The organism is Pseudomonas sp. B20 (assembly GCF_020515755.1).
GTDB classification, from domain to species: Bacteria; Pseudomonadota; Gammaproteobacteria; order Pseudomonadales; family Pseudomonadaceae; genus Aquipseudomonas; species Aquipseudomonas syringae.
Genome location: NZ_JAHPJG010000004.1, coordinates 176,501 through 201,326, shown reverse-complemented (window position 1 = coordinate 201,326; position 24,826 = coordinate 176,501). Strand labels below are relative to the sequence as shown.

Below are 24,826 nucleotides of genomic sequence, written 5' to 3'. Positions count from 1 at the left end.
CACCGGAGCTCGATCCGATCATGCAACGCAAAGGTGACACTCCCGCCACGCTGGACCTGTTCGCAGACCAGACGGCCCAGCCTCGAGGCGATGAACGGATCGGGCCTGGGTCATGGCTGTTCAGAGGCTTTGCGCTGAGCACCATGGCGCAGTTGCTTTCCGCCCTTGAACAAACACTGGGCCTCTCCCCGTTCCGGCACATGCAGACGCCCAGCGGTCTGAGCATGTCTGCAGCGCTGAGCAGTTGCGGACAACTGGGCTGGATAACCGATCGTCACGGTTACCGGTACAGCGCAACCGACCCACAAACAGGACAGGCCTGGCCGGCGATGCCGGATGCCTTCATGCAACTGGCGCAGGACGCCGCACTCGCAGCCGGCTATGTCGGGTTCGTGCCTGACGCTTGCCTGATCAATCGCTATATCCCGGGCGCCAAGATGTCCCTGCATCAGGACCGAAACGAACACGACCATCGCTGGCCAGTGGTGTCGGTATCACTGGGCATACCGGCGATCTTTCAGTTCGGCGGCTTGCTGCGCAGCGACAAGACTCAGCGCATCTCCCTGTTTCATGGCGACGTGGTGGTCTGGGGTGGCGAGGACAGGTTGCGCTTCCATGGCATTTTGCCCATCAAGCAAGCCGAGCATCCGCAACTGGGTGAGCAACGGATCAACCTGACCTTTCGCAAGGCTGGCCGCGACAGCTGATCAGGCCTCTTCAAGCGCGCCGGAAGTCCTGGCCAGCGCCGGACATACCGCCCGGTGCAGGTTGAGCGCCGTATTGATGATGCCGATGTGGCTGAATGCCTGCGGGAAATTGCCCAGCATGCGCCCGCCCTTCGGATCGTACTGCTCGGCCAGCAGGCCAACGTCATTGCACAGCCCCACCAACCGTTCGAACAGCCGCGCGGCATCATCAGCCCGGCCCAGCAAGACATAGGCATCGGCCAGCCAGAACGAACAGACCAGAAACGTCCCTTCACGACCGGCAACGCCATCGACACTGCGCTCGTTGTCGTAGCGCAGCAGCAGACCATCCTGCATCAGCGTGCGCTCGATCTGCGCGACAGTACCGATAACTCGCGGGTCTTCCGGCGCAAGAAAACCGGTCAGCACAATCTGCAGCAGACTGGCGTCCACCTCTGTCGAGCCATAAGTCTGCACGAAGCTGCCAAGCTCGGCATCGAAACCGTGGCGACAGACATCGGCATGGATCTCGTCCGCCACTTTCCGATAGTGCACTGCCAGCGCACGATCCTCATCGCTCTCGGCAGCCTGGGCAATCTGCGTGGCGTTACGGTCAAAGGCCACCCAGGCCATGACTTTCGAATGCGTAAAGTGGCGCGGCTCGGAGCGTATCTCCCAGATACCCGCATCCGGCAGGTGCCAGATCTTCTCCAGATAAGGCATGACCACCTTGGAAATCGCCACGCTGCGCGGATGCTGCGCCATACCGCCGCGCAGCGCCTGGATCAGCGCATCGGCCACCTCCCCGTAGACGTCCAGCTGAACCTGCGTCGCCGCACCATTGCCGACACGCACCGGAAGCGAGTTCTCGTAGCCACTCAGCCAGGGCAGCTCGTACTCCTGCAAACGCCGCTCGCCGCCTACGCCGTACATGATCTGAATCTGCTCCGGGTTACCGGCAACCGAGCGCAACAGCCAGTCCCGCCAGGCCTGGGCTTCCTCGAAATAGCCCAGATTCATGAATGCCAGAAGGGTCATGGTGGCGTCACGCAGCCAGCAATAGCGGTAATCCCAATTGCGCTCGCCGCCCAACTGCTCGGGCAATGAGGTGGTCACGGCGGCGACGATGCCGCCGGTGGGCGCGTAGGTCATGGCTTTGAGCGTAATCAGCGAGCGCTTTACCTGCGCCGTCCACGGCCCGACGTCAGGGCAGCGATCAGAAAATTCGCGCCAATAGGCTGCGGTGCTCTCCAAGGCCAGGTCGGCATCGATCTGGTCGAGCAAGGGCGCAAAGGATGCCTGATAGGCCAGCGTGAAGACCTTGCGCTCGCCTTCATCGACGTGAAAATGGCTAGCGGTGTGATGATCCTGTGGGTGCAGCGCCACAGGGCTGCGCAAAACCAGCATTTCCGGCCCGGCCACTGCCGTCAGCGTATGAGCATCCTTTCGCTCGACCCAGGGCACACTGCTGCCGTAATCGAAACGGATGGCGAGGTCCACAGCGAATTCGACCTGACCGGACAGCCCGACCACCATGCGCACCACGTGGCCGGAGGTCTTCATGGGCATGAAATCGACCAGCATGGCGCGACCGTCACGGGTTTCGAAAACCGTTTCCAGAATCAGGGTGCCGTCGCGATAGCGGCGCTCGACCGCGATAACCTCGGCAGTTGGCGCGATCTTCCAGCGGCCGTGCTCATCACCGCCCAGCAGCGCGGCGAAACAGGCCGTCGAGTCGAAGCGAGGGAAACACAGCCAGTCCAGCGAACCATCACGGGCGACCAGCGCCGCCGTCTCGCAGTTGCCCAGCAATGCGTAGTCTTCGATCAGTGCAGCCATTCAGAAATGCCCGTCGTGATGATGATTCGTTAACGTGGGTATGCAACTCGATCAGGCGTTCAGGATGTAACGCTCGATGGCGTTGGCCACTCCGTCCTGCTCATTGCTATCAGTAACATGGTCAGCCTGTCCCTTGACTGTCTGCTCGCCCTGCCCCATGGCGATGGACAAGCCGGCCTTGTGGAACATTGCCACGTCGTTACCGCCGTCGCCTATGGCCGCCGTACGCGACAGGTCGACGCCCAGATAGTCCGCCAGCGCGACCAGAGCGGAACCCTTGTTGGCCTCCAGCGCAGTCACATCCAGGTAGTATTTTTGCGAACGGGCCGCCAGCGCGAGCCCTTCGATCTGCGGATTGAGCTGCGCCTCAAGGGTCTTGAGCAACTCGAAATCACCGCTGGCCGCGACGATCTTGTCGACGCGATCCAGATACGGCTCGAAACTCTCGACCTGAACATAGTCATAGCCCAGTGCATCGAGCTCATGATCGACGTAATCGGCGTCGGGATCGATCAGCAACCACTGATCATCGGCAAACACCCAGATGGCAACGTTCTGCCCGGCAAACAGCTCCAGACAGATGCGAACGGCGCGCGGGTCAATGCGATGAGCCACCAGCAGGCTGCCATCGGGATGAGTGATGGTGCCGCCATTGAATGCCACGGTGGGCAGGTCGACATCCAGCGCCTCGATCACCTGGCGCATGGCCCTGGGCGGTCGACTGCTGGCCAGCGTGAAGTGAACGCCCGCGTTACGCAGGCGCTTGATGGCGTCGATATTGGCTTGGCTAAGGCTGTGATCACGGCGCAGTAACGTGCCGTCGATGTCGGACAACAGGAACTGTACAGGCAGTTCAGACATTCAATTCTCTCCATTCCCGACCGTCACGACTCAGCAGCTCTTCACCCGCTTGCGGGCCATCCTTGCCAGCCTCGTAAAGCTGAACTTCCGGCTGTGCGGCCCAGGCGTCGAGAAACGGCTGCACGGCACGCCAGCCGTTCTCGATGTTGTCGGCCCGCTGGAAGAGCGTCTGATCACCGGTCAGGCAGTCATAAATGAGGGTTTCGTACCCGGTGGAGGGCTGCATCTCGAAGAAGTCCTTGTAGGCGAAGCCCAACGCGATATCTTCCATTTCCAATTTCGGGCCCGGACGCTTGGCAAACAGGTCGAACCACATGCCTTCGTTGGGCTGGATCTGGATCCGCAGGTAGTTGGGCTTGAGCCGGTCGACTTCGGTATCGCGGAACTGCGCGTAAGGAGCAGGCTTGAAGCAGATGGCGATTTCTGTGCTGCGAGCGCTCATGCGCTTACCGGTGCGCAGGTAGAAAGGCACCCCCACCCAGCGCCAGTTGTCGACCATGACCTTCAGCGCAACGTAGGTCTCGGTGCTGCTGTCCGGCTCCACGCGATCTTCCTGGCGATAACCGACGACCTCCTTGTCGCCCATCACGCCCTTCGCATACTGGCCACGCACCGAATTGGCCAGGGCTTCCTCCTGGCTCCAGGGCCGGATCGCGCCGACCACCTTGGCTTTCTCACCGCGAACGGCATCAGCACCGAAAGCGGCAGGCGGCTCCATCGCCACCATTGCCAGCAGCTGGAACAGGTGGTTGGGGACCATGTCGCGCAAGGCACCGGTATGCTCGTAAAAGCTGCCACGGGTTTCCACGCCTACGGTTTCCGCCGCCGTGATCTGTACGTGATCGATGTAGTGATTGTTCCAGAACGACTCGAACAGGCCATTGGAGAAACGGCTGACCAGAATGTTCTGCACCGTCTCCTTGCCCAGGTAATGGTCGATCCGGTAAATCTGCTTCTCGCTCATGACTTTCAGCAGACAGCCATTGAGCTCCACCGCACTGGCCAGATCGGAGCCGAACGGCTTCTCGATCACGACACGACGGAAGCCGTCTTCGGTTTCCTGCAACAAACCTGACGAGCCCAGCCGCTGGGCGACCTCACTGAAAAATCGCGGCGCGGTGGCCAGATAGAACACCGCGTTTGCGGTACCGGTGCTCTCGATCTTGCTGGCGATGTCCTGATAGGTGGAATCGTCGAGGAAGTCGCCCTGCACATAACTGATGCGCTCGGCCAGCTTGCTCCACAGCGCAGGATCGAGCGGATCCTTGCCGCCGCCGGCAACCTTGCCGGCGGCTTCATCACGAATGAAGTTCTCGAGCTTTTTCGCAAAGTCGGCATCACTGATCGAGTTGTGATCGACACCGACGATATGCAGCCCTTCATCCACCAGACCGTCGCGTGACAGGTTGTAAAGCGCCGGCATCAACAGGCGCTTGACCAAATCTCCGTGGGCACCGAACAGAAACAGGGTCGTGGGTGGGGCTACCTCGGTTTTTTGCTCGGCACTGCCACGCGACAGGCCCATTACTTGGGTTCCTTGTGGCCACCAAATCCAAAGCGCATGGCGGACAGCATCTTGTCTGCATACGAGCTTGTCTGGCGGGAACGGAAACGCGCAAACAGAGCGCTGGACAGCACAGGAACCGGAACCGCCTGCTCGATGGCCGCTTCGATGGTCCAGCGACCTTCGCCGCTGTCGGCAACCGAACCGGAGAACGCATCCAGGTGCGGGTCGGTGGCCAGGGCGTCGGCGGTCAGGTCCAGCAGCCAGGACGACACCACACTGCCACGACGCCAGACTTCGGCAATATCCGCCGTGTTCAGGTCGAAACGCTGTTCAGGCGGCAGGAGTTCGGAGTTTTTCTGCTTGAGAAGATCGAAGCCCTCGGCGAAGGCCTGCATCATTCCGTATTCGATGCCGTTATGGATCATCTTCACGAAATGCCCGGAGCCCGCAGGGCCGGAGTGGATATAACCGCGTTCGGCGCGATCATCGGTCGAGGTGCGGTCACGGGTGCGCTCGATCGAGCCAAGACCCGGAGCCAGTGTCGCGAACAGCGGATCGAGGCGCTCGACAACGGCGGCCTCGCCTCCGATCATCATGCAGTAGCCGCGCTCGAGGCCCCAGACGCCGCCTGACGTGCCGACATCGACATAATGCAGGCCCTTCGCGGTCAGTTCCTGGGCGCGACGGATATCGTCCTTGTAGAACGTATTACCGCCGTCGATGATCACGTCATCGGCGTCAAGCAACTCACTGAGGGTCTGGATGGTGTCTTCGGTCGGCGCACCGGCCGGGAGCATTACCCAGACAGCACGGGGCTTGGCGAGCGTGCTGACCAGTTCCTTCAGATCTGCGACCGCAGTCGAACCGTCATTGGCCAGGGCGTTGCGCGATGCTTCATCACGGTCGTACACCACAGTCGTATGACCATTCAGCATCAGACGGCGTGCGATGTTGCCGCCCATGCGGCCCAGTCCAATAATCCCAAGTTGCATGAAGGTGCTCCTTAAATCGTAAAAAGGTGCCTCGATTGCCGTCCAGCGCATCGACGGTTTGCGAGCATGCTGTTTAGTCAAGCGAGGCGGAACGTCGGTTCCCTTGCGAGAAGATGAAGACGCGAGCGCCCTCCTGTGGTGCATTTTGTCGCGATTAAGAGACATTCGCGACAATTAAAAATAAAAAAGTTCCAAAATCATGCAAAAGAAATCAGAATCGGTGCCGATAGAGAGGGTAAGCAGCGGCGGTCAGGGATTGAAAGTCATTGCCACGGACCTCTCTGAGGTTGAATCCGCCATTTGCGAGGTGAGCAATGGGCACTGTACTACCAGCAATTGCACCACAAACCCTGTATGTCACTATCCGTCGTGACGAACTGCGCACATTAAAAGAAGAGCGCGAGCAGTTGCAGAAAAAAGTGGCTCATTTGAGCTCGATACTGCAGCAATCGCAGTTATCCGCCCCCGGTAAGATGCTTCAGGCCTGACCGCAACTGTATCATTCTTCAAAACGCCTCAGGGCAAGACCGATAATCCGGCTTGCCCACCTGACCTGCCCCCCTCTGCTGATCCCGCCATCTGTTCCGTCGCCCGCTCAGCCCGGCTTGCATCTGAACGATCAAAAAAGACGTTTGGCGAACAGGTCCTCTACAGCGGCTTCTGCCAGAACATGGCACGCCCCATTTCAGGGCTCAACTGATAATTGTCAAAACCGAGCTTTCTGTAGGCCCCTTGTGCAACCTCGTTGCCCTCCAGAACCTCAAGCGTCAGCTTGCAGCAGCCACGCTGGCGCGCAATCTCTTCGACCTTGAGCAGCATTTTCTGGCTGATACCGAGGCCACGGTGTTGCGAGAGCACTGCGACGTCGTGAATATTGACCAACGGACGACAGGCAAAGGTTGAAAACCCCTCGAAGCAATTGACCAGTCCTACCGGCTCTCCCGAGATGAATGCCAGCACGCTGAACGCATACGGACGCTTTGCGAGTTCGATTGCCAACTGCTGACGGGTATCGCTCGACAGAGGCCGCCCTGTCCCCATGGCATCCATCGAATACTCATTCAAAACAAACCCTATCGCGTCTGCATGCACAGGATTGGTGTAACTCGCTTGCAGTACCAGTACCTCGGGGGCTTCCATTTCCATCCTCGTCAATTCAATCAGAGTGATTCAGTGAAATCAGTCAAAGGGTAATGCCTCAGGCCAGTATCAAGGCCGGGGCTTGTGGCCCGATTCTATCCTGCCCTGCGCCAAAATGTTCCAACGCAGATGTAAGGATTTTCTCGTAGCGCCCGCAGATTGACCGCTGCACGCCCCCGGAAAAGGCGTTATGCACCGTTACGGCTCGTCACGATCTGATACCAACGGGATTTAGTGATGAAAACCAGGCGCCTGGACTGGATTGTCCAACGATCCGACGGCCGGTAACGCTCCCTCCGGACGCAGAAAAAAGCCTTGAAAAAGCGCAGCGACAACCGGGCTGCCACCTGCAGCCTGTCATCATGTGGCGCGTCGAAGCCCATGCCAGACATCCGCAAATAAAAAAGTCGAAACTTCTCCAAAACCGCCGGGTCAGCTGATTAGAGCATCTATGCTATTGGCTGACATCCGGTTATGGCGACATCACACCGCTTTGTCACTATGCATGGTCCAAACGGGTATCGATCTTGCGTAGTGCACGTATGTGTACCCGGCCATAGGAAATGGCCAATAAAAATCAAGTGATGCACCAAGACTGTTTTAAGGGGAAAAATTGATGATTAGCGCCGCTGTGAAAACCCAGAAGGGAGAGAGTTTTAACCAGCCTGTCGGCGAGCTGACTCATCTGCCGGTGTTCTCTAACAAGAGCGTTCCTGTGCTGCAAATGCCAACGTCGACTGTTCAGCCTCAGCCGACCATGTCTCAGGTCAATAGACGCAAAGTGTTGTTCGTGACCTCCGAACTGGCCGATCTGGTGAAAACCGGCGGGCTGGGCGATGTGTCTGCCGCACTGCCGCGAGCCATGCGCCACCTGCACGACGTTCGCGTACTGATTCCAGGTTATCCGCAGGTCATCAACAGCGGTAACCCGATCCACATCATCAGCCAGCTGGGCGGGCATGCAGCGCTGCCGCCTTGCAAGGTGGGTCGCATGGACATGAAAGACGGTCTGGTGATCTACGTACTGATCTGCCCGGAGCTTTACGAGCGCGAAGGCACCCCTTACGCCGACAGTAATGGCCGCGACTGGTCCGATAACCATATTCGCTTCGCCCGTCTGGGCCTGGCAGCCGCCGAGTTCGCCGCTGGCGAAGTCAAGAGCCAGTGGTGCCCCGAGCTGGTTCATGCCCATGACTGGCCAGCCGGCCTGGCGCCTGCGTACATGCGCTGGCGCGGGCAGTCCACGCCAAGCATCTTCACTGTTCACAACCTCGCCTATCAGGGCACGGTCAGCACTGCCTCAAGCCGTGAGCTGGGCATCCCGGACTCCGCCATTACTCCTGAAGGCATGGAGTTCTACGGTCAGCTGTCGTTTATCAAGGCAGGCATGGCCTTCGCCAGCCACATCACCACGGTCAGCGCCACCTACGCTCGGGAAATCACCACCCCGGAGTTCGGCTGCGGCCTTGAGGGCTTTCTGCAAAGCAAGGCCAACAAGGGCCAGCTCAGCGGCATCCCCAACGGCATTGACGAAAGCTGGGATGCGGCCACTGACGAACACTTGATTTGCCACTTTGCGCCCAACGAGTGGACGCGCAAGGAAATCAACGCTGACTACGTACGTGAACTGTTCGAGCTGGATGCTTCCACCGGGCCGCTGTTCGCGGTGGTGTCGCGCCTTGTGTATCAGAAAGGCCTGGACCTGACGATCGGCGTTGCCGAACACATCGTCAACAATGGCGGACAGATCGCAATAATCGGCCGCGGCGAGCCCGAGGAAGAACAGGCCATGCGCGAGTTGGCGGAACGTTTCCCAGGCCGCATCGGCGTGCGCATCGGCTTCAACGAAACAGATGCACGACGCATGTTCGCTGGCAGCGATTTCCTGTTGATGCCTTCCCGCTATGAACCTTGCGGGCTGAGCCAGATGTACGCGCAACGCTTCGGCTCGCTGCCTGTCGCCCGCAATACCGGTGGCCTGGCAGATACGATCGAAGACGGCGTCACCGGCTTCCTGTTCAACGAGTCGACAGTCGAAAGCTACACCGAGGCCCTGAATCGCACCTTTCAGGTCTTCGCCCATCCGGAGCTGCTCAACGCCATGCGCTGCCGCGCCATGGCGGCTCCCTTCAACTGGCATCAGGCGGTAGAGCCCTACGCAGATCTCTATCGCGATCTGTTGAAGAAAAACGTGAGTATTTCCAGCAACTACTAGGTTAAGGATTTAATGGATGCCCCTGCGTACAGACGATAACTGGCGCCACGGCGCCGTTTTGTTGGACCCTGAACACACCCGGTTTGCCCTCTGGGCACCGGATGCCTCCTTCGTAAATGTCGAACTGCAGGATGGCCAGTCACTGGCCATGCTGCCTCAGTCCGACGGCTGGTTCGTCCTCGAGGCCCGCTGCAAGGCGGGTACTCGCTACCGCTTCAGGATCGACCACGAGCTGGACGTTCCTGACCCCGCTTCCCGCGCGCAAGTCGATGACGTTCACTCTGAAAGCCTCGTCGTCGACCCTGACGCTTATTCATGGCAAAACACTGCGTGGAACGGGCGTCCATGGCATGAAGCGGTTATCTACGAACTGCACGTGGGCGCCATGGGTGGCTACGCTGGCGTGGAAAAACACCTGCCGCGACTCGCCAAACTGGGCGTTACCGCAATCGAACTGATGCCGCTCGCGCAGTTCCCCGGTGATCGCAACTGGGGCTACGATGGCGTTCTGCATTACGCTCCGCAATCCTCCTACGGCACGCCGGAACAGCTCAAGCGCCTGATCGACACCGCTCACGGTCTTGGCCTGATGGTGATTCTCGATGTGGTGTACAACCACTTCGGTCCGGACGGCAACTACCTGGGCAGTTACGCCAAAGAGTTTTTCCGCAGCGACCTGCACACCCCATGGGGCGATGCGATCGACTTCAGACGCCCGCAGGTGCGCGACTTTTTCGTCGATAACGCCCTGATGTGGCTGCTCGAGTACCGCTTCGACGGCCTGCGCATGGACGCTGTTCATGCCATTCGCGACGAGACCTTCCTGCCGGAGTTCGCAGAGCGGGTTCGTGGCCGCATTGAACCAGGCCGCCACGTGTGGCTGAACCTTGAGAATGAGTTCAACCAGGCCGGTCTTCTGGAAAAGGGTTTCGATGCTCAATGGGACGACGACGGGCACAACACCCTCCACGTGCTGTTGACCGGTGAAACCGACGCCTACTACTCCGACTTCGCCAAAGAGCCTACGCAAAAGCTTGCGCGCCTGCTCAGCGAAGGCTTTGTCTACCAAGGCGAACCGACGCGTCACGGGCACACGCGAGGCGAGCCCAGCGCGCACCTGTCGCCGTCGGCTTTTGTGTTGTTTCTGCAGAACCACGATCAGATCGGCAACCGCGCCCTCGGTGAACGCCTGCCGCAACTCTGCGCGCCTGCGGCGTTGAAGGCCGCCACTGCCCTGTTGCTGCTTTCACCGATGATCCCGTTGATGTTCATGGGCGATGAATGGGCGGCCAGCGAACCGTTTCTGTTCTTCACCAGCCACCACGGCGAGCTGGCCGATGCGGTACGTGAAGGACGTCGCAAGGAGTTTGCTGATTTCGCCGCGTTCGCTGATCCGGAAAAGCGCGAGCACATTCCTGATCCAAACGACATCAAGACATTCGAAGCGTCACGCCCGGCGTTCGCCGCGGTCGATCTCGACACCGACACAGGCCTCGATCATCGCAGCTGGCTGGAGTTCTACACGCAGTTGCTGGCTTTGCGGCACCAGGAAATCATGCCGCGCCTGCAGGGCGCACGCTTCCTGAAGACCGATATTCTCGGTGACAAGGCAGTCAGTGCGCGCTGGACACTGGGTGATGGCAGCGAACTGCGTATTGACCTCAATCTCAGCGAGCACGCGGTTGACGCACCGCCACAAACGGGCGCCCGCGAGATATTCTCCAGCGCCGAAAAATCGTCCGAACTTTCCCCACGCGGCATCCTCAATGCTTACACGGCCATTGTCAGCCTGACAGCAAGTGATGTTCTGGAGGAACAGGATGAACAATGAGCAATTGGAGAGGCTTGCGACCGAGGCAGGCTTGTCGGTGCACTGGGTCGATGCCAACGCTCGGCCGCAGACCGTCAGCCCGGATGTACTGCGCAAGGTTCTGGAAGCGCTGGGCTATCCTGCTGAAAACGGCGAGGCTATCGATGCCAGCCTGCTGCGCCTGCAAAAAGCCAGTCACGGCACCAGTGCCCCGCCACTGCTGACGGTCGATGTGGAAAGCAATCTGGACCTGTCGCAGTGGTTCGCGCCACAAACGCCGTTCACGCTACACCTCGAAGACGGCTCTTCACTGGATGCCAGGCTGACCTCGAACGCAGAGCTTCCGGCGCTGGCCCCGCCGGGCTACCAGCAGCTGGAAATTGCCGGCCAGCACCTGACCATCGCGGTCGCGCCGAAAACCTGCTTCAGCATGGCAATGGCCACCGAGACCTCGAAGCCGCACGGCTGGGGCCTGACCGCTCAGCTTTACAGCTTGCGGCGTGAAGGTGATGGCGGTTTTGGTGACACCGAGGCACTGGAGAAGGTCTTGCGCTCTGCTGGCGAGCGAGGTGCCGACGCGCTAGGCATCAGCCCGATCCACGCCATGTTCGCCAACGACCCTCACCGTTACAGTCCTTATTCACCGTCCAGCAGGCTGTTTCTCAACAGCCTGTACGCGTCGCCGGGTGCGATTCTCGGTGAAAGTGCGTGGCGTCAGGCCATCGAAGACGCGCGCGTCGGCGACGAGATGAAGCGCCTTGAAACACAGACGCTGATCGACTGGCCAGCCGCGGCCAACGCAAAATGGAAAGCGCTGCACGCGCTTTATGAAGGCTTCAGTGCGGGTGATCACCCGCTGCACGAAGACTTCAACAGCTTCCGCCACAGCGGTGGCGAAGCGCTGGAAAATCACTGCCGCTTCGAAGCGCTGTGTGCCGAGTCAGAAACGCTGAACATCGGCAGCAATTGGCATGAATGGCCTGAGCAATTCAAAGACCCTCGCGGCGACGCCGTCGCCGAATTTGCCAAAAGCCATAGCGAGCAAATCAGCTTCCATGCATTCGCCCAATGGTTGATAGCCCGTGGTCTGGAGCGTGCACAGGTTGCAGCACGCAGCAGCGGCATGCGCGTCGGCCTGATCGCCGACCTGGCAGTGGGTGCCGATGGCGCCGGAAGCCAGGCCTGGAGTCGCCAGGACGAGTTGCTGTCGGCCCTGACCGTCGGCGCCCCCCCTGACATTCTCAACCGTGCCGGCCAGAGCTGGGGGATTTCCGCCTTTTCACCGGACGGCCTCAAACGTAATGGCTTTCGCGCGTTCATCGAGATGCTGCGGGCCAACTTCGCCCATGCCGGCGGGTTGCGTATCGACCATGTCATGGGCTTGCAGCGCCTGTGGGTCATCCCGCAGGGGGCGCCTCCCAGCGAAGGCGCGTATCTGAACTTCCCGCTGGACGACATGCTTCGCCTGCTGAGCCTGGAATCCTGGCGGCACAAGGCAATCGTGCTGGGTGAAGACCTTGGTACGGTGCCTGAAGGCCTGAGCGAAAAACTCAGTGCCAGGGCGATTCTTGGCATGCGCGTACTGCTGTTCGAACAGAACAATGGTCAGTTCAAGCCGATTCTCGACTGGTCCGATCAAGCATTGGCGACCACCAGTACCCACGACCTGCCTACCCTCGCAGGCTGGCTCAGCGAACTGGATATCGAGTGGAACGCGCGCCTCGGCCACATTGACGATCAGCACGAATCGCAGTGGCGCGAAGAGCGCACGCGGGAATATGAAAGCCTGCGGCGTGCCTTGAGTCAGAACATCGACAGTATGCCCTCCGGTACTGAAGACCCGGCGCAGATCATCGACGCGAGTATCAGCTACCTTGGCCATACACGTGCGCCATTGGTCTTGCTGCCGATAGAAGACGCCCTGGGTGTCGAAGAGCAGGCCAACCTGCCCGGCACCATTGACAGTCACCCCAACTGGCGCAGACGTCTTCCCGGCGATGCGGCCTCTCTGCTTGATAACCCGAATGCTGCTCGACGACTGGAATTGCTTTCCCGATCCCGGCTGCAGGCTACGGAGCGTGATCAATGACCCGTCCATTACAGCCTTTGCGCGCCACCCAGCGCCTGCAATTCCACAAGGATTTTACCCTCGACGACGCCGTGCCACTGGTGCCCTACTTCGCCAGCCTGGGTATCAGCCATGTCTACGCGTCACCGCTGCTCAAGGCGCGTGCCGGCTCGATGCACGGCTATGACGTGGTCGACCCGACAGTTATCAACCCGGAACTGGGCGGCGAACCTGCCCTGCTGCGCCTGGTCGAGACCCTGCGCGAGCACGGCATGGGCCTGATTCTCGATATCGTGTCCAACCACATGGCGGTCGGCGGTGCCGACAACCCGTGGTGGCTGGACCTGCTGGAATGGGGCCGTCGCAGCCCGTATGCAGAGTTCTTCGACATCCAGTGGAATTCGCCGGACCCGCTGCTGGAAGGCCAGCTGTTGCTGCCGTTCCTGAGCAGCGATTACGGCACGGTATTGCAGGCCGGTGAAATTCCGCTGCGCTTCGATGCCGAGCATGGCGCGTTCTACATCGAGCACTATCAGCATCACTTTCCGATCTGCCCACTGACTTACGACTCGCTGTTGCAGGCCGTGGATCAGCCACAACTGAAGGACATGGCCCAGCGTTTCAGCGCACTTGCGCAGTTCCCGCAGGCCTATGAGCGCGCACGCCAGGCCAAGGCCGAGCTGGCCGAACTGGCCAAGGACCCGCAGGTGCTCAAGGGTATCGAGCAGATCCTCGCGCATTTCGATTCCAGCAAACCGCAAGGCTTCCAGCGCCTGCACCTGTTGCTGGAGCGTCAGCACTATCGTCTGGCCAGCTGGCGCACCGCTGGCGATGACATCAACTGGCGGCGTTTCTTCGACATCAACGAGCTGGGCGGCCTGCGTGTCGAGCGGCCACAGGTGTTCGAAGCCACCCACGGCAAGATATTCCAGCTGATCGCCGATGGCCTGGTCGACGGGCTGCGCATCGACCACATCGATGGCCTGGCTGATCCGCGCGGCTACGGTCGCAAGTTGCATCGCCGGGTCAAAAGCCTGCTCAAACTGCGACCCGAGCACGCGCAGATCGATCATCTGCCGATCTTCGTCGAGAAAATCCTCGGCCCCGACGAGCCGCTGCGTGAAGACTGGAGCGTTGACGGCACGACCGGTTACGAGTTCATGAACCAGGTGTCACTGCTGCAACACGACCCCAAGGGCGAAGAGCCTCTGGGTGAGCTGTGGAGCCGCCTGACAGAACGTACCGCTGACTTCGATCAGGAAGTACTGGTGGCCCGCGATCTGGTCCTGCACGGCACCCTGGCGGGCGATTTCGAGAACGTCGCTCAATCGTTGTTGGAGGTTGCTCGCAGCGACCTGATGAGCCGCGACCTGACCCTGGGTGCGATTCGTCGTGCCCTGCTCGCGCTGATCGTCAATTTCCCGATTTATCGCACCTATATCTCGGTGTGCGGCCGCTCGGCGCAAGACGACAAGTATTTCCAGCAGGCCATGGAAGGCGCGCGTGCAACGCTGAACGAAGGCGACTGGCCGGTGCTGGATTACCTGGCACGCTGGCTGGGTGGCGAACCTTGGCGAAAACTGCCACGCGGCCAGCTGCGCAAGCTCTACAAAAATGCCTGCGTACGCTTCCAGCAACTGACCTCCCCGGTTGCCGCCAAGTCGGTCGAAGACACTTCGTTCTACCGCTCTGCCGTGCTGCTCTCGCGCAACGATGTGGGTTTCCATCCGCAGCACTTCAGTGCGCCGGTAGATGACTTCCATCAGGTTTGCCTGCAGCGTCTGGAGAAGTTTCCAGACAATTTGCTGACCACCGCAACGCACGATCACAAGCGTGGCGAAGATACGCGTACGCGCCTCGCGGTCCTGAGTGAATGCGCCCCGTGGTACGCCGAACAGGTGGAGCGCTGGAGACAGCTGGCAATACCGCTCAAGGGTGACGAGCCGACGATAAGTGCAGGCGACGAGCTGATGCTTTATCAGGCCTTGCTGGGCAGCTGGCCGTTGAGCCTGGAGGGCGAACAAGCTCACCAGGAATACGCGAAGCGCATGGTCCAGTGGCAGGAGAAAGCCCTGCGCGAAGCCAAGCTGCAAAGCAGCTGGAGTGCACCGAATCAGCCCTACGAAACCGCTTGCCGCGAATTTCTGGAGCGTTTGCTGCTGGCACCGGAAGCCCTGGCGCTGCGTCAATCCCTCAGTGCGACAGCCAACCGTATTGCCACCGCTGGCGCGCTCAACAGTCTGGCGCAAACCTTGCTACGCTTGAGCGTACCCGGTGTTCCCGATTTGTATCAGGGCACCGAGTTCTGGGATTTCAGCCTGGTGGACCCGGACAACCGCCGCCCGGTTGACTACGCTGCACGGAAACAGGCCCTGGCCGAAGACGCAAGCGTTACCGAGCTGCTGACTGACTGGAAGGACGGGCGCATCAAGCAGGCGCTGATCGCGAAGGTCTTGAACCTGCGGGCCGAACATCCGGGACTGTTCAGCGAAGGCAGTTATCAACCTCTGGACATAAAGGGCAGCCACGCCGAGCAGGTGATGGCCTTTGCCCGGGAGACGCAAGGAGTGCGCGCTATCATCGTAGTACCACGCACATGCAGTGAACTATTGGGTACTGCGCAAACTCCATTGATTAATGCTGCCAATTGGGGCGACACACGGATCATGTTGCCGTTTGCCGACTCCGGTTCTGACTGGAAGGGACTCTTTTCTGACGTTGTCGTGACGAGTGATCGGGAAGTACCGCTCAGTGCAGCGCTTGAAAGATTTTCCGTCAATCTGCTTATTCAAACTATGTAATAGCTGGGAGTCTCAAGATGAGTGCCGACGAAAAAAGAATTCGCGACTTTGCTTACCAAATCTGGGAATCGGAGGGTAAACCTTCCGGTCACGACGAGCGTCACTGGGAAATGGCGCGCAAACTGGCCGAGGCCGAAGCGCTGGCGCCGAACAAGTCCAGTGTGCGCAAATCGACCAAGCCCAAGCTGCCAGAGGTAGATAGCGCCAAGGCGCCTGCCAAGGGCGCAGCCAAGCCGGCCGCAAAATCGGCGCCTGCGCCAAAGCCTGCTGGTGAAGCCAAGCCCAAGCCTGCTCCCAAGGCGGCTGCCAAACCTGCGCCCAAGGCCAAGCCCGCTGCAGCCGCTGCAACCGACGCTCCTGCCAAAGATGCGCCTGCCAAACCTGCTCCGAAGAAGCCACGCAAGCCGTCGAATTCTTGAAACTCTTCTGGCCGCGCACCGGTCAGTTATTGCAGGTCTCGCTCTGACCAGAGATGAGGCCTGCTACACCCCCTTACATTATCGTCAGTATCGGAGCCTGCGGCTTCGATAGCGGCCTTGGCCGCTCAGAAAATCATTCGACGTCAGGAAGTCATCATGAATACGAAGTCCACTACACCGGCAGAAGATAATTCAGCCCCGCTAGACAACCCTGGCAGTACCCCGTCTCGCATTCGTGAAGGACTTCCCTTTCCTCTCGGTGCAAGCTGGGATGGCCTGGGCGTCAACTTCGCCCTGTTCTCGGCCAACGCCACCAAGGTAGAGCTGTGCCTGTTCGACTCCACTGGCGAAATCGAACTGGAACGCATCGAACTTCCGGAATACACCGACGAGATTTACCACGGCTACCTGCCGGACGCGCACCCGGGCCAGATCTATGGCTATCGTGTGTACGGTCCTTACGACCCGAAGAATGGTCATCGCTTCAACCACAACAAGCTGCTGATCGACCCGTACGCCAAGCAACTGGTTGGCGAGCTGAAGTGGTCGGAAGCGCTGTTCGGTTACACCATCGGCCATCCTGATGGCGACCTGAGCTTCGACGAACGCGACAGCGCCCCTTTCGTACCGAAAAGCAAAGTGATCGACGAGGCCTATACCTGGGGCCGTGATCAGCGCGTCGGTACGCCTTGGGACAAGACGATTTTCTACGAAACCCACGTACGCGGCATCACCATGCGTCACCCTGAGGTGGCCGAAGAGCTGCGCGGCACGTTCGCCGGTCTCGGATCAGCGCCGGTCGTCGAGCACATTCGCAAGCTGGGTGTTACCTCCGTCGAGCTGCTGCCGATTCATGCCTTCGTCAACGACCAGCATTTGCTGCAAAAGGGCATGACCAACTATTGGGGCTACAACAGCATCGCGTTCTTCGCCCCGGACCCGCGTTACCTGGCGAGCGGCAAGATTGCCGAATTCAAGGAAATGGTTGCGCACCTGCACCACGCCGGTCTTGAGGTCATCCTCGATGTGGTCTACAACCACACCGCCGAAGGCAACGAGCTGGGCCCTACCCTGTCGATGCGCGGTATCGACAACGCTTCGTACTACCGACTGATGCCGGACGACAAGCGCTACTACATCAACGACTCGGGCACTGGCAACACCCTCGACCTGAGCCACCCTTGCGTATTGCAAATGGTCACCGACTCCCTGCGTTACTGGGCTTCGGAAATGCACGTCGACGGCTTCCGCTTCGACCTGGCGACCATTCTGGGCCGCTACCACGACGGTTTCGACGAGCGCCACAGCTTCCTGGTCGCCTGCCGTCAGGACCCCGTGCTGCGTCAGGTCAAACTGGTCGCCGAGCCATGGGACTGCGGTCCGGGCGGCTACCAGGTGGGCGGTTTCCCGCCAGGCTGGATGGAATGGAACGACAAGTTCCGCGACACGGTTCGTGCCTTCTGGAAAGGCGACGAAGCTCAACTGGCTGACTTCGCTGCGCGCATGACCGCGTCCGGCAACATGTTCAACCAGCGCGGCCGTCGTCCGCAGGCGTCCGTGAACTTCATCACCGCGCACGATGGCTTCACGCTGCACGACCTGGTGTCGTACAACGACAAGCACAACGAAGCCAACGACGAAAACAACCAGGACGGCAGCAACAACAACCTGTCCTGGAACCACGGCGTTGAAGGTCCGACCGAAGATCCGGAAATCAACAGCCTGCGTCTGCGCCAGATGCGCAACTTGTTCGCCACCCTGCTGCTGGCACAAGGCACGCCGATGATTGTGGCGGGCGACGAGTTCGCGCGTACTCAGCACGGCAACAACAATGCCTACTGCCAGGACAGCGAGATTGGCTGGATCAACTGGGATCTGGACGAAGATGGCGAAGCGCTGCTCAAGTTTGTCACCCGCGTGATCAAGCTGCGTCAGACCTATCCGATCCTGCGTCGCAGCCGCTTCCTGGTAGGCGACTATAACGAAGAGATCGGCGTCAAGGACGTCACCTGGCTTGCTCCGGATGGCAACGAGATGAGCGTCGAGCAGTGGCACGATGCCAATGGCCGTTGCCTGGGCATGCTGATGGATGGTCGCGCACAGGAAACCGGTATCCGCCGCGCGGGTGCCGACGCCACGCTGCTGCTGGTGGTCAACGCGCATCATGACGGCGTCAACTTCACCCTGCCGGAAGTGCCTGAAGGTACCCATTACGAGTGCCTGATCGACACCAATCAGGATGATGCACGCAGCAAGGAGCACTTCGCGTTCGGTTCGCAATACACCGTAACGCCGCGTTCGCTGCTGCTGTTCGAACTGAAGCGTGAAGACCAGCAATGATTGATGCCTTGAGTGAGTTTCTCGACTGGCGCAAGCACGGTTATGCCGATACGCGTGCGCTGGGCGAGTGCTTGCAGGCATTGGTCAACGAAGGTCTGGATCAGCTTCCCCTGCCTGCCCGCGGTCAGACACTTGAGCGCTGGCGGGCGCTGGCCTGCGTTGCAGGCCACGACCTGGGGTTGTGCAAGTTGTACGAGGGGCATACAGACGCCTTGGCGATCATGGCGGAACTGGGTGCCCCGCCCCCCGAACAATTCAGCACCTGGGGCATGTGGGCGGCAGAGCCGCCGCAGGCACGGGTGAATATCAGCGGCACAGGCGATGCACTTCGCCTGCACGGCCGCAAGGCATGGTGCTCAGGCGCTTCGGCGTTGAGCCATGCATTGATCACGGCATGGGACGCCGAACATCGGCAGCAGCTGGTCGCGGTACGCCTTGACCAGCCCGGCGTACACATGACCGGCGACGGTTGGCGCGCAGTGGGCATGGGTGCGACCGGCAGCATCGACGTGGTGTTCGACAACGCCATCGGTCAAGCGATCGGAGCGCCGGGTGGCTATCTCGACAGGCCTGGCTTCTGGCAGGGCGGCATCGGCATTGCGGCCTGCTGGTACGGCGCATCACGCGCCATCGCGCAGCGCCTGCTGGCCCATGTCGGCAAGCGCGAAGAGCCGCACGCCCTTGCGCATCTTGGCGCTGCGGACGTCGCACTGCATGCCGCAATCGATGTGTTGCGCGCCGCTGCCGCGCACCTCGATCAGGCGCCAGCCGAGGATGCCGAGATGCTTGCCAGACGTTGCCGTGCTTATGTCGAACAAGCCGCCGACCTGGTGATTCAGCATGTGGGCCGTGCCGTCGGGGCCGGCCCTTATTGCAAGGACCCGCACTTTGCCCGGCTGATCACCGACCTGCCGGTTTTCCTGCGTCAGAGCCACGCCGAACAGGACCTTGCGGCATTGGGCCAGTTGTCCGGCAAGGCGTTGCCCGCTGCACGCACGTGGTCACTATGAGAGCGTATAGAGCATGAGTGAAGGGTTCGTAGTGAGTGATGACGAGTCCGGCCAGGGCACTTCCCTCGCCGCCTGGAACGCTTCGACCAAGCTGCACGGCCTGCCTGTGATTACCGCTGACTTGCTGGTGCCGACCAATTGCCGAGCCGTGATCATCGCCCCGCACCCGGATGATGAAATACTGGCCTGTGGCGGTCTGATGAGCCAACTGGCGCAACTGGAGCGCAGCCTGTTACTGATCTCGGTCACCGATGGTACAGCCAGCCATCCGGGCTCCACGCTCTGGCCCGTCGATCGTCTGTGCAAAGCCCGACCTGAGGAAAGTGCCGAAGCCTTGAATCGCCTCGGTATACCTGCAGAGCGCCTTGAGTGGTTGCGTTGCGGCCTTCAGGACGGCGCCGTGGCCGACGCGGAAGATCAACTGGTGGCCTTCCTTGAACAGCATCTGGGCCCTGCCGACGTGGTATTCGCCACTTGGGCGGAAGATGGCCACGGCGATCATGAGGCGGTCGGCAGAGCCAGTGCCAAGGCCTGCACGACCACCGGAGCACAGTTTCACGAAGTGCCGGTCTGGGCCTGGCACTGGGCTGATCCTGAAGACCAACGCCTGCCATGGGACAGAGCGCGCAAGCTGCTGCTCGACCCGGTCACGCTGGCCCATAAACGCAACGCTGCTCAGGCGTTCACCAGCCAGTTGCAGGGTGATCCGGCAATCGGTCTGTCCCCGGTTTTGCCGGACGCAGTGCTGGAAAGGCTGCTGCAGCCCTTTGAAGTGGTGTTCACATGAGCGTCGAGGACAGTTATTTCAATGAGCTGTTTCTCAACAACGATGACCCGTGGGCATTCAAGCAACGCTGGTACGAACGGCGCAAACGCGCCCTGACCCTGGCCGCCCTGCCCCGCGAACGCTACCGCTCGATATTCGAGCCTGGCTGTGCCAACGGTGAACTCAGTGCCGATCTTGCCGGGCGCTGCGATTCGCTGGTGTGCTGCGACACCTCGAACCTGGCTGCGGACCTGGCACGCAAGCGTCTGGCCGGCGTGCCACATGCCAAAGTGTTGCAGGCGCGTTTGCCGCAGCAATGGCCGCAGGGCGAATTTGACCTGATCGTCTTCAGCGAGATGGGTTATTACCTGGACGCCGACGACCTGCACGGCCTGATCGACCGCGCACTGGCTGCCCTGGCACCGGATGGCCAGTTGCTCGCCTGTCACTGGCGGCCTGATATCGAAGGCTGCCCGCTGAACGCCCAGGCGGTTCACGACATCCTTGCTGCACGCTTGTCCATGCACCGACTTTTCAGTCATCACGAACAGGATTTCCTGCTGGACCTGTGGAGTCGTGATGGAACCTCCGTAGCAGAACAGGAATTCTCCGATGATCGGCATACTGATCCCGGTGCACAATGAAGAGCAGTTACTCGACTTGTGTCTCGAAACGATAAAGCAGGCGGCTGCACACCCCGACCTCAAGGGCGAATGCGTGGAAGTGCTGGTGGTTCTCGACAGCTGCACTGATCGCTCGGCGGAGATCGCGCGTGCCCATGGCGTGATGATTCTCGAAGTGCGTGCGCGCAACGTGGGGCAGGCTCGAGCACAGGGCGCGGAGTTTCTTCTCGACCGGGGTGCACGCTGGCTGGCGTGTACCGATGGCGACAGTACCGTGGCCAACGACTGGCTCGCCGAACAGTTGGCGCTGGATGCCGACGCGGTGTGCGGCACGGTCACGCCCGGCGACTGGAGCAAGGACATTTCGGCCGCCGCGCAGGCCGCTTACCTGCAGCATTACCAGCACCGTGACGGTCACCGACATATTCATGGTGCCAATCTGGGCGTCAGCTCGATTGCGTATATCAGCGCCGGTGGATTTCCGGCCCTGACCTGTCACGAGGACGTGCACCTGGTTCGGCAACTGGAATTGATCGGTGCGCGGATCGCCTGGAGTTGCCGACCCAGGGTCACGACCAGTACCCGCCTCGACTCGAAAGCCAGGGGCGGGTTTGGTGATTTTCTGAGTTCGCTGAACGCCTGAACGGCGAGCTTACTGATGATGCGCCGTCTGCATGCCTGAACGGTCATCGTCGGCGGAATTGAGCGCGGCACTGAAGAAGCGCACCGCTTCGGCACTCAGGTTACGGTGAATATCCTCGCGGTCGACTCCGTCAGGGTCGTTACACAGCAACGGCGCACTCGCGCGTTGTTCATCACTGCACGGTGCCATGAACACGAAATGCCCTGCCCCGGCCAGTAACTTGTAGTCGGGCGGCTGCGGCAGCTTGCGCGCCAGTGCCTCTGCGTTTCGGTCGATCGCCAGCAACTGATCGTCATCCCCCGCGTACATCAGCACCGGCACGTGCACATCACCCAGCGTGTGACGGCCGAACATCAGGCTCAACGGGGCCATCAACATCAATGCGCCAACCCGCGGATCAGCCTGAGCGTGAAGGTCATCACGGTCTGCGACCAGTTCGCCCTGCGTCTTGCAGGCGTCGCGGTCTGTCGGGCGCTCGGCGCAGTACTGACGCAGACGCTGCAGGTCAGGCTGCGCGCCAGCGAGAATCAGCGCGGTTTCGCCACCGGCCGAATAACCGATCACGCCCACTTGCCGGGCATTGAGATAGGGGGCCAGCAAGGGGTCGAGCAAGGCCGTACTGATCGCTTCGGAAATCTGCAGCGGCCGACCGTACAGGTTGCTCAGGCTGCCGAGACGGCTGTGATCGCGATCATTGTCGCCAGGATGAACCACGGCAACCACCACAAACCCCTGCCGCGCCAGCGAAGTGGCCAGGTCATGCAGCGCAAGCGGAGTGCCGGTATTGCCGTGCGACAGCAACAGCAAGGGGAAACGGCCCATTGCGATAGGCGCCTCTTCGCCAGCCTCGACGCGATAGCCATGCAGAGTGCTCACTTGCTCGGCGCCGGTCGACGGGTAAAAGGCGATGGCCTCGACCGGCTGGGAATCCAGCGGATCAGGGAAACTCAACTGGTGATAGCCCGCGCTCCAGGACTCATCCGCCTGAGCGTGCACCGAAACAAGGCTATCGAGCAGGAAAACCAGCATCACTGCACAAAGACGTACCATGGCAAGGCCCAACCTTTGCAAATCCGGAAACTCGTCCGGACAATCCATCAAGCGCTTGTGTCGAGCTTCATGCTCCAGCGCGCCGTTCCCACCCAGATATGAGTGTTGAAAACAGAAATAGTGCACAAGCCGGGCCATAAACTGCCCGTTGTTTTTTCGCGAGGGCAGATATTTCCGCCAGCCTGACAAGGCAGTGCTCGAAAAGGCTAGTCTAGTCCTGTAAGAACCCCGCTACCTGTAAGAAAGCTGTCAAGGTTGTCTCCCGTCAGCGCGCCGTTCAGCGCAGCCCATCGCCCTGCATCAGAAACAAAAAAACTCCACAACCCGGCAGGAAAACCCCGCGCAGGTTGTAGAGTTTCGTGAAGACGGCTTTTGATCAGGCCGCGAACAGCTCGTTCTGGACGTATTGCTGAGCAGCGCTCATGGCGCTGGCACGCGGCTCTTCGCCATACGCCAGGCCGTGGGCACGGACGAATTGCAGGTCGGTGATACCGATGAAGGCGAACAGCGTCTTGAGCAGCTCTTCGTGACCGCTGCCACTAGGTTGCCCGGCGTGCAGGCCGCCCGAGGTAGAGACGATAATGACTTTCTTGCCGCCACACAGGCCTTCAGGGCCTGCTTCGGAATAACGGAAGGTGCGACCCGCGATCAGAATCCGGTCAAACCAGGCTTTCAGCTGGGTCGGAATGGTGAAGTTGTACATGGGTGCGCCGATGACCAGCACGTCCGAGTCGAGAAACTGCTGCAAAGTGGCTTCGTTGCCTGCCACTTCCTGCTGCTGGGCGGCATCACGGACGTCTACCGGCGTGCCCGCTGCGGCGAGGCTGGCGGCAGAGAAATGCCCAAGCGCATCGCTGGCCAGATCGCGGTAGGTGACCTGGCTGTCGGCGTGAGCATTCAGGTAGGCCTGGACAACCTCATGGGTCAGCTGACGCGAAGCAGAGTGATCGCCGAGGATGCTGGAGTCGAGGTGCAATAGATTCATAACGTAGCTCCCATAGGAAAATCGCCACGGGGCGATGAAGTGGCGAGCATCCTATCCTTGATCGCAATAGATGATTAGTGGTCTTGAATGCGACTGTTCGTTCTATTAAGAGAACAATAAAGCGAATCAGGACTCAGGCTCAGTTCCTTGAATGAGGTTTCGAACACATCCAGCAGGCCCCTGACCGCTGGAAGCAGCCCTCGGCGCGAGGCGAACACAGCGTGCACGATGCCGCACTTGGGCCGGTGCTCACTGAACAGCTCTACCAGGCGTCCGTCCTGCAGGGCTTCCCTGACAATCAGCTCGGGAAGCTGCGCTACGCCTACACCCTGCAAGGCAGCCTGCAGCATCATGTCCAGGTCCGAACTGATGAGCCGGGGCGTGTGGCGTATTTCGGCATACTGGCCGGGCTGCGTCTCCAGCAACCAGCGGTGCTCGTGATTCGAGGAAGGCATGTCGAGGCTTGGCAGTGTCGACAGCGCCTCGAGAGAAGGCGTCGCCGACAGCCTGGCCGCCAGGTCCCCGCGCGCCACCAGACGCTGGGCACTGTGCCCGAGCTTCTTGACCACCAGCCCGTCGTCCTCCAGCGGTGGAAAGCGCACGCGCAGCGCAATGTCAATGTTCTCGGTCAGCGGGTCGACGCGTCGGTTGGTACTTTCGACCTGGATCTGAACCTTGGGGTGCTCGGCCGCGAAACGGGCGATGGTCTCGTTGAAGCCCATCGCTGCCAACGCCGGAGGACAACTGATCACCACCCTGCCCTGCGGTTCGGATTTGGAACGCAGGATGGCCTCTTCGGCCGCCTCGGCCTCGACCAGCATGGCCACGCAGTGCGCGTAATAGTCACGCCCGCTTTCGGTCACCGCGAAGGTGCGGGTCGAGCGGTGAATCAGGCGCACACCCAACCGCTCCTCAAGCCCGGCAATACGCCGGCTGAGCTTGGACTTGGGGATCCCCAGCTTGCGACTTGCCGGCGCAAAGCCGAGGCACTCGACCACCTGGACGAAATAAAAAAGATCGTTGAGATCAAACACCCGGCCACCTCGTTTTCAGAGCCGGGAGTATGCAGCG

General features: G+C 60.5%; 20 protein-coding genes. 12 read left to right on the top strand and 8 right to left on the bottom strand.

Going from position 1 to position 24,826, the window contains the following annotated elements; translation table 11 throughout:
- The first annotated feature begins 20 nt into the window (after positions 1–20).
- Positions 21–707, top strand: coding sequence for a DNA oxidative demethylase AlkB (gene alkB / locus LIX91_RS05980; RefSeq protein WP_103695642.1), 687 nt, complete (start codon positions 21–23; stop codon positions 705–707).
- Here alkB and LIX91_RS05975 read toward each other — a convergent pair whose 3' ends face one another.
- The 4 genes from LIX91_RS05975 to gnd are packed head-to-tail and all read right to left on the bottom strand — an operon-like array spanning position 708 to position 5,936.
- Positions 708–2,525 carry a glycoside hydrolase family 15 protein gene (locus LIX91_RS05975; RefSeq protein ID WP_226488137.1) on the bottom strand — a complete coding sequence of 606 codons (1,818 nt, stop codon included), beginning with the start codon at positions 2,523–2,525 and terminating at the stop codon, positions 708–710.
- 51 nt (positions 2,526–2,576) lie between these two features.
- Positions 2,577–3,386, bottom strand: coding sequence for an HAD family hydrolase (locus LIX91_RS05970; RefSeq protein ID WP_226488136.1), 810 nt, complete (start codon positions 3,384–3,386; stop codon positions 2,577–2,579).
- On the bottom strand, positions 3,379–4,911 hold the full coding sequence (gene zwf / locus LIX91_RS05965; protein WP_226488135.1) for a glucose-6-phosphate dehydrogenase: 1,533 nt from the start codon (positions 4,909–4,911) through the stop codon (positions 3,379–3,381). The genes LIX91_RS05970 and zwf overlap by 8 nt, the downstream gene beginning before the upstream one ends.
- Entirely contained in the window at positions 4,911–5,936 is a 1,026-nt protein-coding gene (gnd, locus tag LIX91_RS05960) for a phosphogluconate dehydrogenase (NAD(+)-dependent, decarboxylating) (protein ID WP_323178387.1), read from the bottom strand. The genes zwf and gnd overlap by 1 nt, the downstream gene beginning before the upstream one ends.
- Before the next feature lie 263 nt (positions 5,937–6,199).
- Here gnd and LIX91_RS05955 point away from each other — a divergent pair, with 263 nt between their 5' ends.
- The gene (locus LIX91_RS05955; RefSeq protein WP_003315324.1) at positions 6,200–6,373 is read left to right on the top strand and encodes a DUF6026 family protein; all 174 of its coding nucleotides are present in this window, start codon (positions 6,200–6,202) and stop codon (positions 6,371–6,373) included.
- A gap of 160 nt (positions 6,374–6,533) precedes the next feature.
- Here the strand turns inward: LIX91_RS05955 and LIX91_RS05950 are convergent, their stop codons facing one another.
- Positions 6,534–7,025, bottom strand: coding sequence for a GNAT family N-acetyltransferase (locus tag LIX91_RS05950; RefSeq protein WP_032703004.1), 492 nt, complete (start codon positions 7,023–7,025; stop codon positions 6,534–6,536).
- Positions 7,026–7,641: 616 nt separating this feature from the next.
- On the opposite strand from LIX91_RS05950, the gene glgA reads away from it, so the two are divergent.
- The 10 genes from glgA to LIX91_RS05900 all read left to right on the top strand — a co-directional run bounded on the left by glgA (position 7,642) and on the right by LIX91_RS05900 (position 21,720).
- The gene (glgA, locus tag LIX91_RS05945; RefSeq protein ID WP_003411269.1) at positions 7,642–9,240 is read left to right on the top strand and encodes a glycogen synthase GlgA; all 1,599 of its coding nucleotides are present in this window, start codon (positions 7,642–7,644) and stop codon (positions 9,238–9,240) included.
- 16 nt (positions 9,241–9,256) lie between these two features.
- Positions 9,257–11,071, top strand: a complete 1,815-nt coding sequence (treZ, locus tag LIX91_RS05940; protein WP_226488134.1) for a malto-oligosyltrehalose trehalohydrolase — start codon at positions 9,257–9,259, stop codon at positions 11,069–11,071.
- A complete protein-coding gene (gene malQ, locus LIX91_RS05935) occupies positions 11,061–13,139 on the top strand; it encodes a 4-alpha-glucanotransferase (protein ID WP_226488133.1) in 2,079 nt (692 codons plus the stop codon). The genes treZ and malQ overlap by 11 nt, the downstream gene beginning before the upstream one ends.
- On the top strand, positions 13,136–15,919 hold the full coding sequence (locus LIX91_RS05930; RefSeq protein ID WP_226488132.1) for a malto-oligosyltrehalose synthase: 2,784 nt from the start codon (positions 13,136–13,138) through the stop codon (positions 15,917–15,919). The genes malQ and LIX91_RS05930 overlap by 4 nt, the downstream gene beginning before the upstream one ends.
- A 17-nt stretch (positions 15,920–15,936) precedes the next feature.
- Complete coding sequence (locus LIX91_RS05925) at positions 15,937–16,338, top strand: DUF2934 domain-containing protein (RefSeq protein ID WP_003411278.1); 402 nt, start codon at positions 15,937–15,939, stop codon at positions 16,336–16,338.
- Positions 16,339–16,494: 156 nt separating this feature from the next.
- The gene (glgX, locus tag LIX91_RS05920; protein WP_003315330.1) at positions 16,495–18,678 is read left to right on the top strand and encodes a glycogen debranching protein GlgX; all 2,184 of its coding nucleotides are present in this window, start codon (positions 16,495–16,497) and stop codon (positions 18,676–18,678) included.
- Positions 18,675–19,688: an acyl-CoA dehydrogenase family protein gene (locus tag LIX91_RS05915; protein ID WP_226488131.1), complete on the top strand. Its 1,014-nt coding sequence runs from the start codon at positions 18,675–18,677 to the stop codon at positions 19,686–19,688. The genes glgX and LIX91_RS05915 overlap by 4 nt, the downstream gene beginning before the upstream one ends.
- 13 nt (positions 19,689–19,701) lie before the next feature.
- Positions 19,702–20,475 (top strand): PIG-L deacetylase family protein, encoded by a 774-nt coding sequence (locus LIX91_RS05910; protein ID WP_153220532.1) that lies wholly within the window; start codon positions 19,702–19,704, stop codon positions 20,473–20,475.
- On the top strand, positions 20,472–21,098 hold the full coding sequence (locus tag LIX91_RS05905) for an SAM-dependent methyltransferase (protein ID WP_016568340.1): 627 nt from the start codon (positions 20,472–20,474) through the stop codon (positions 21,096–21,098). Before LIX91_RS05910 ends, LIX91_RS05905 begins: the two co-directional genes overlap by 4 nt.
- On the top strand, positions 21,067–21,720 hold the full coding sequence (locus tag LIX91_RS05900) for a glycosyltransferase (protein WP_226488130.1): 654 nt from the start codon (positions 21,067–21,069) through the stop codon (positions 21,718–21,720). Before LIX91_RS05905 ends, LIX91_RS05900 begins: the two co-directional genes overlap by 32 nt.
- 9 nt (positions 21,721–21,729) lie before the next feature.
- Here LIX91_RS05900 and LIX91_RS05895 read toward each other — a convergent pair whose 3' ends face one another.
- The 3 genes from LIX91_RS05895 to LIX91_RS05885 all read right to left on the bottom strand — a co-directional run bounded on the left by LIX91_RS05895 (position 21,730) and on the right by LIX91_RS05885 (position 24,789).
- On the bottom strand, positions 21,730–22,770 hold the full coding sequence (locus tag LIX91_RS05895) for an alpha/beta hydrolase family protein (protein ID WP_003417325.1): 1,041 nt from the start codon (positions 22,768–22,770) through the stop codon (positions 21,730–21,732).
- Between the two features lie 376 nt (positions 22,771–23,146).
- Positions 23,147–23,755 (bottom strand): FMN-dependent NADH-azoreductase, encoded by a 609-nt coding sequence (locus tag LIX91_RS05890; RefSeq protein WP_226488129.1) that lies wholly within the window; start codon positions 23,753–23,755, stop codon positions 23,147–23,149.
- Between the two features lie 74 nt (positions 23,756–23,829).
- Positions 23,830–24,789: a LysR family transcriptional regulator gene (locus LIX91_RS05885; RefSeq protein WP_226488128.1), complete on the bottom strand. Its 960-nt coding sequence runs from the start codon at positions 24,787–24,789 to the stop codon at positions 23,830–23,832.
- Positions 24,790–24,826 lie beyond the last annotated feature (37 nt).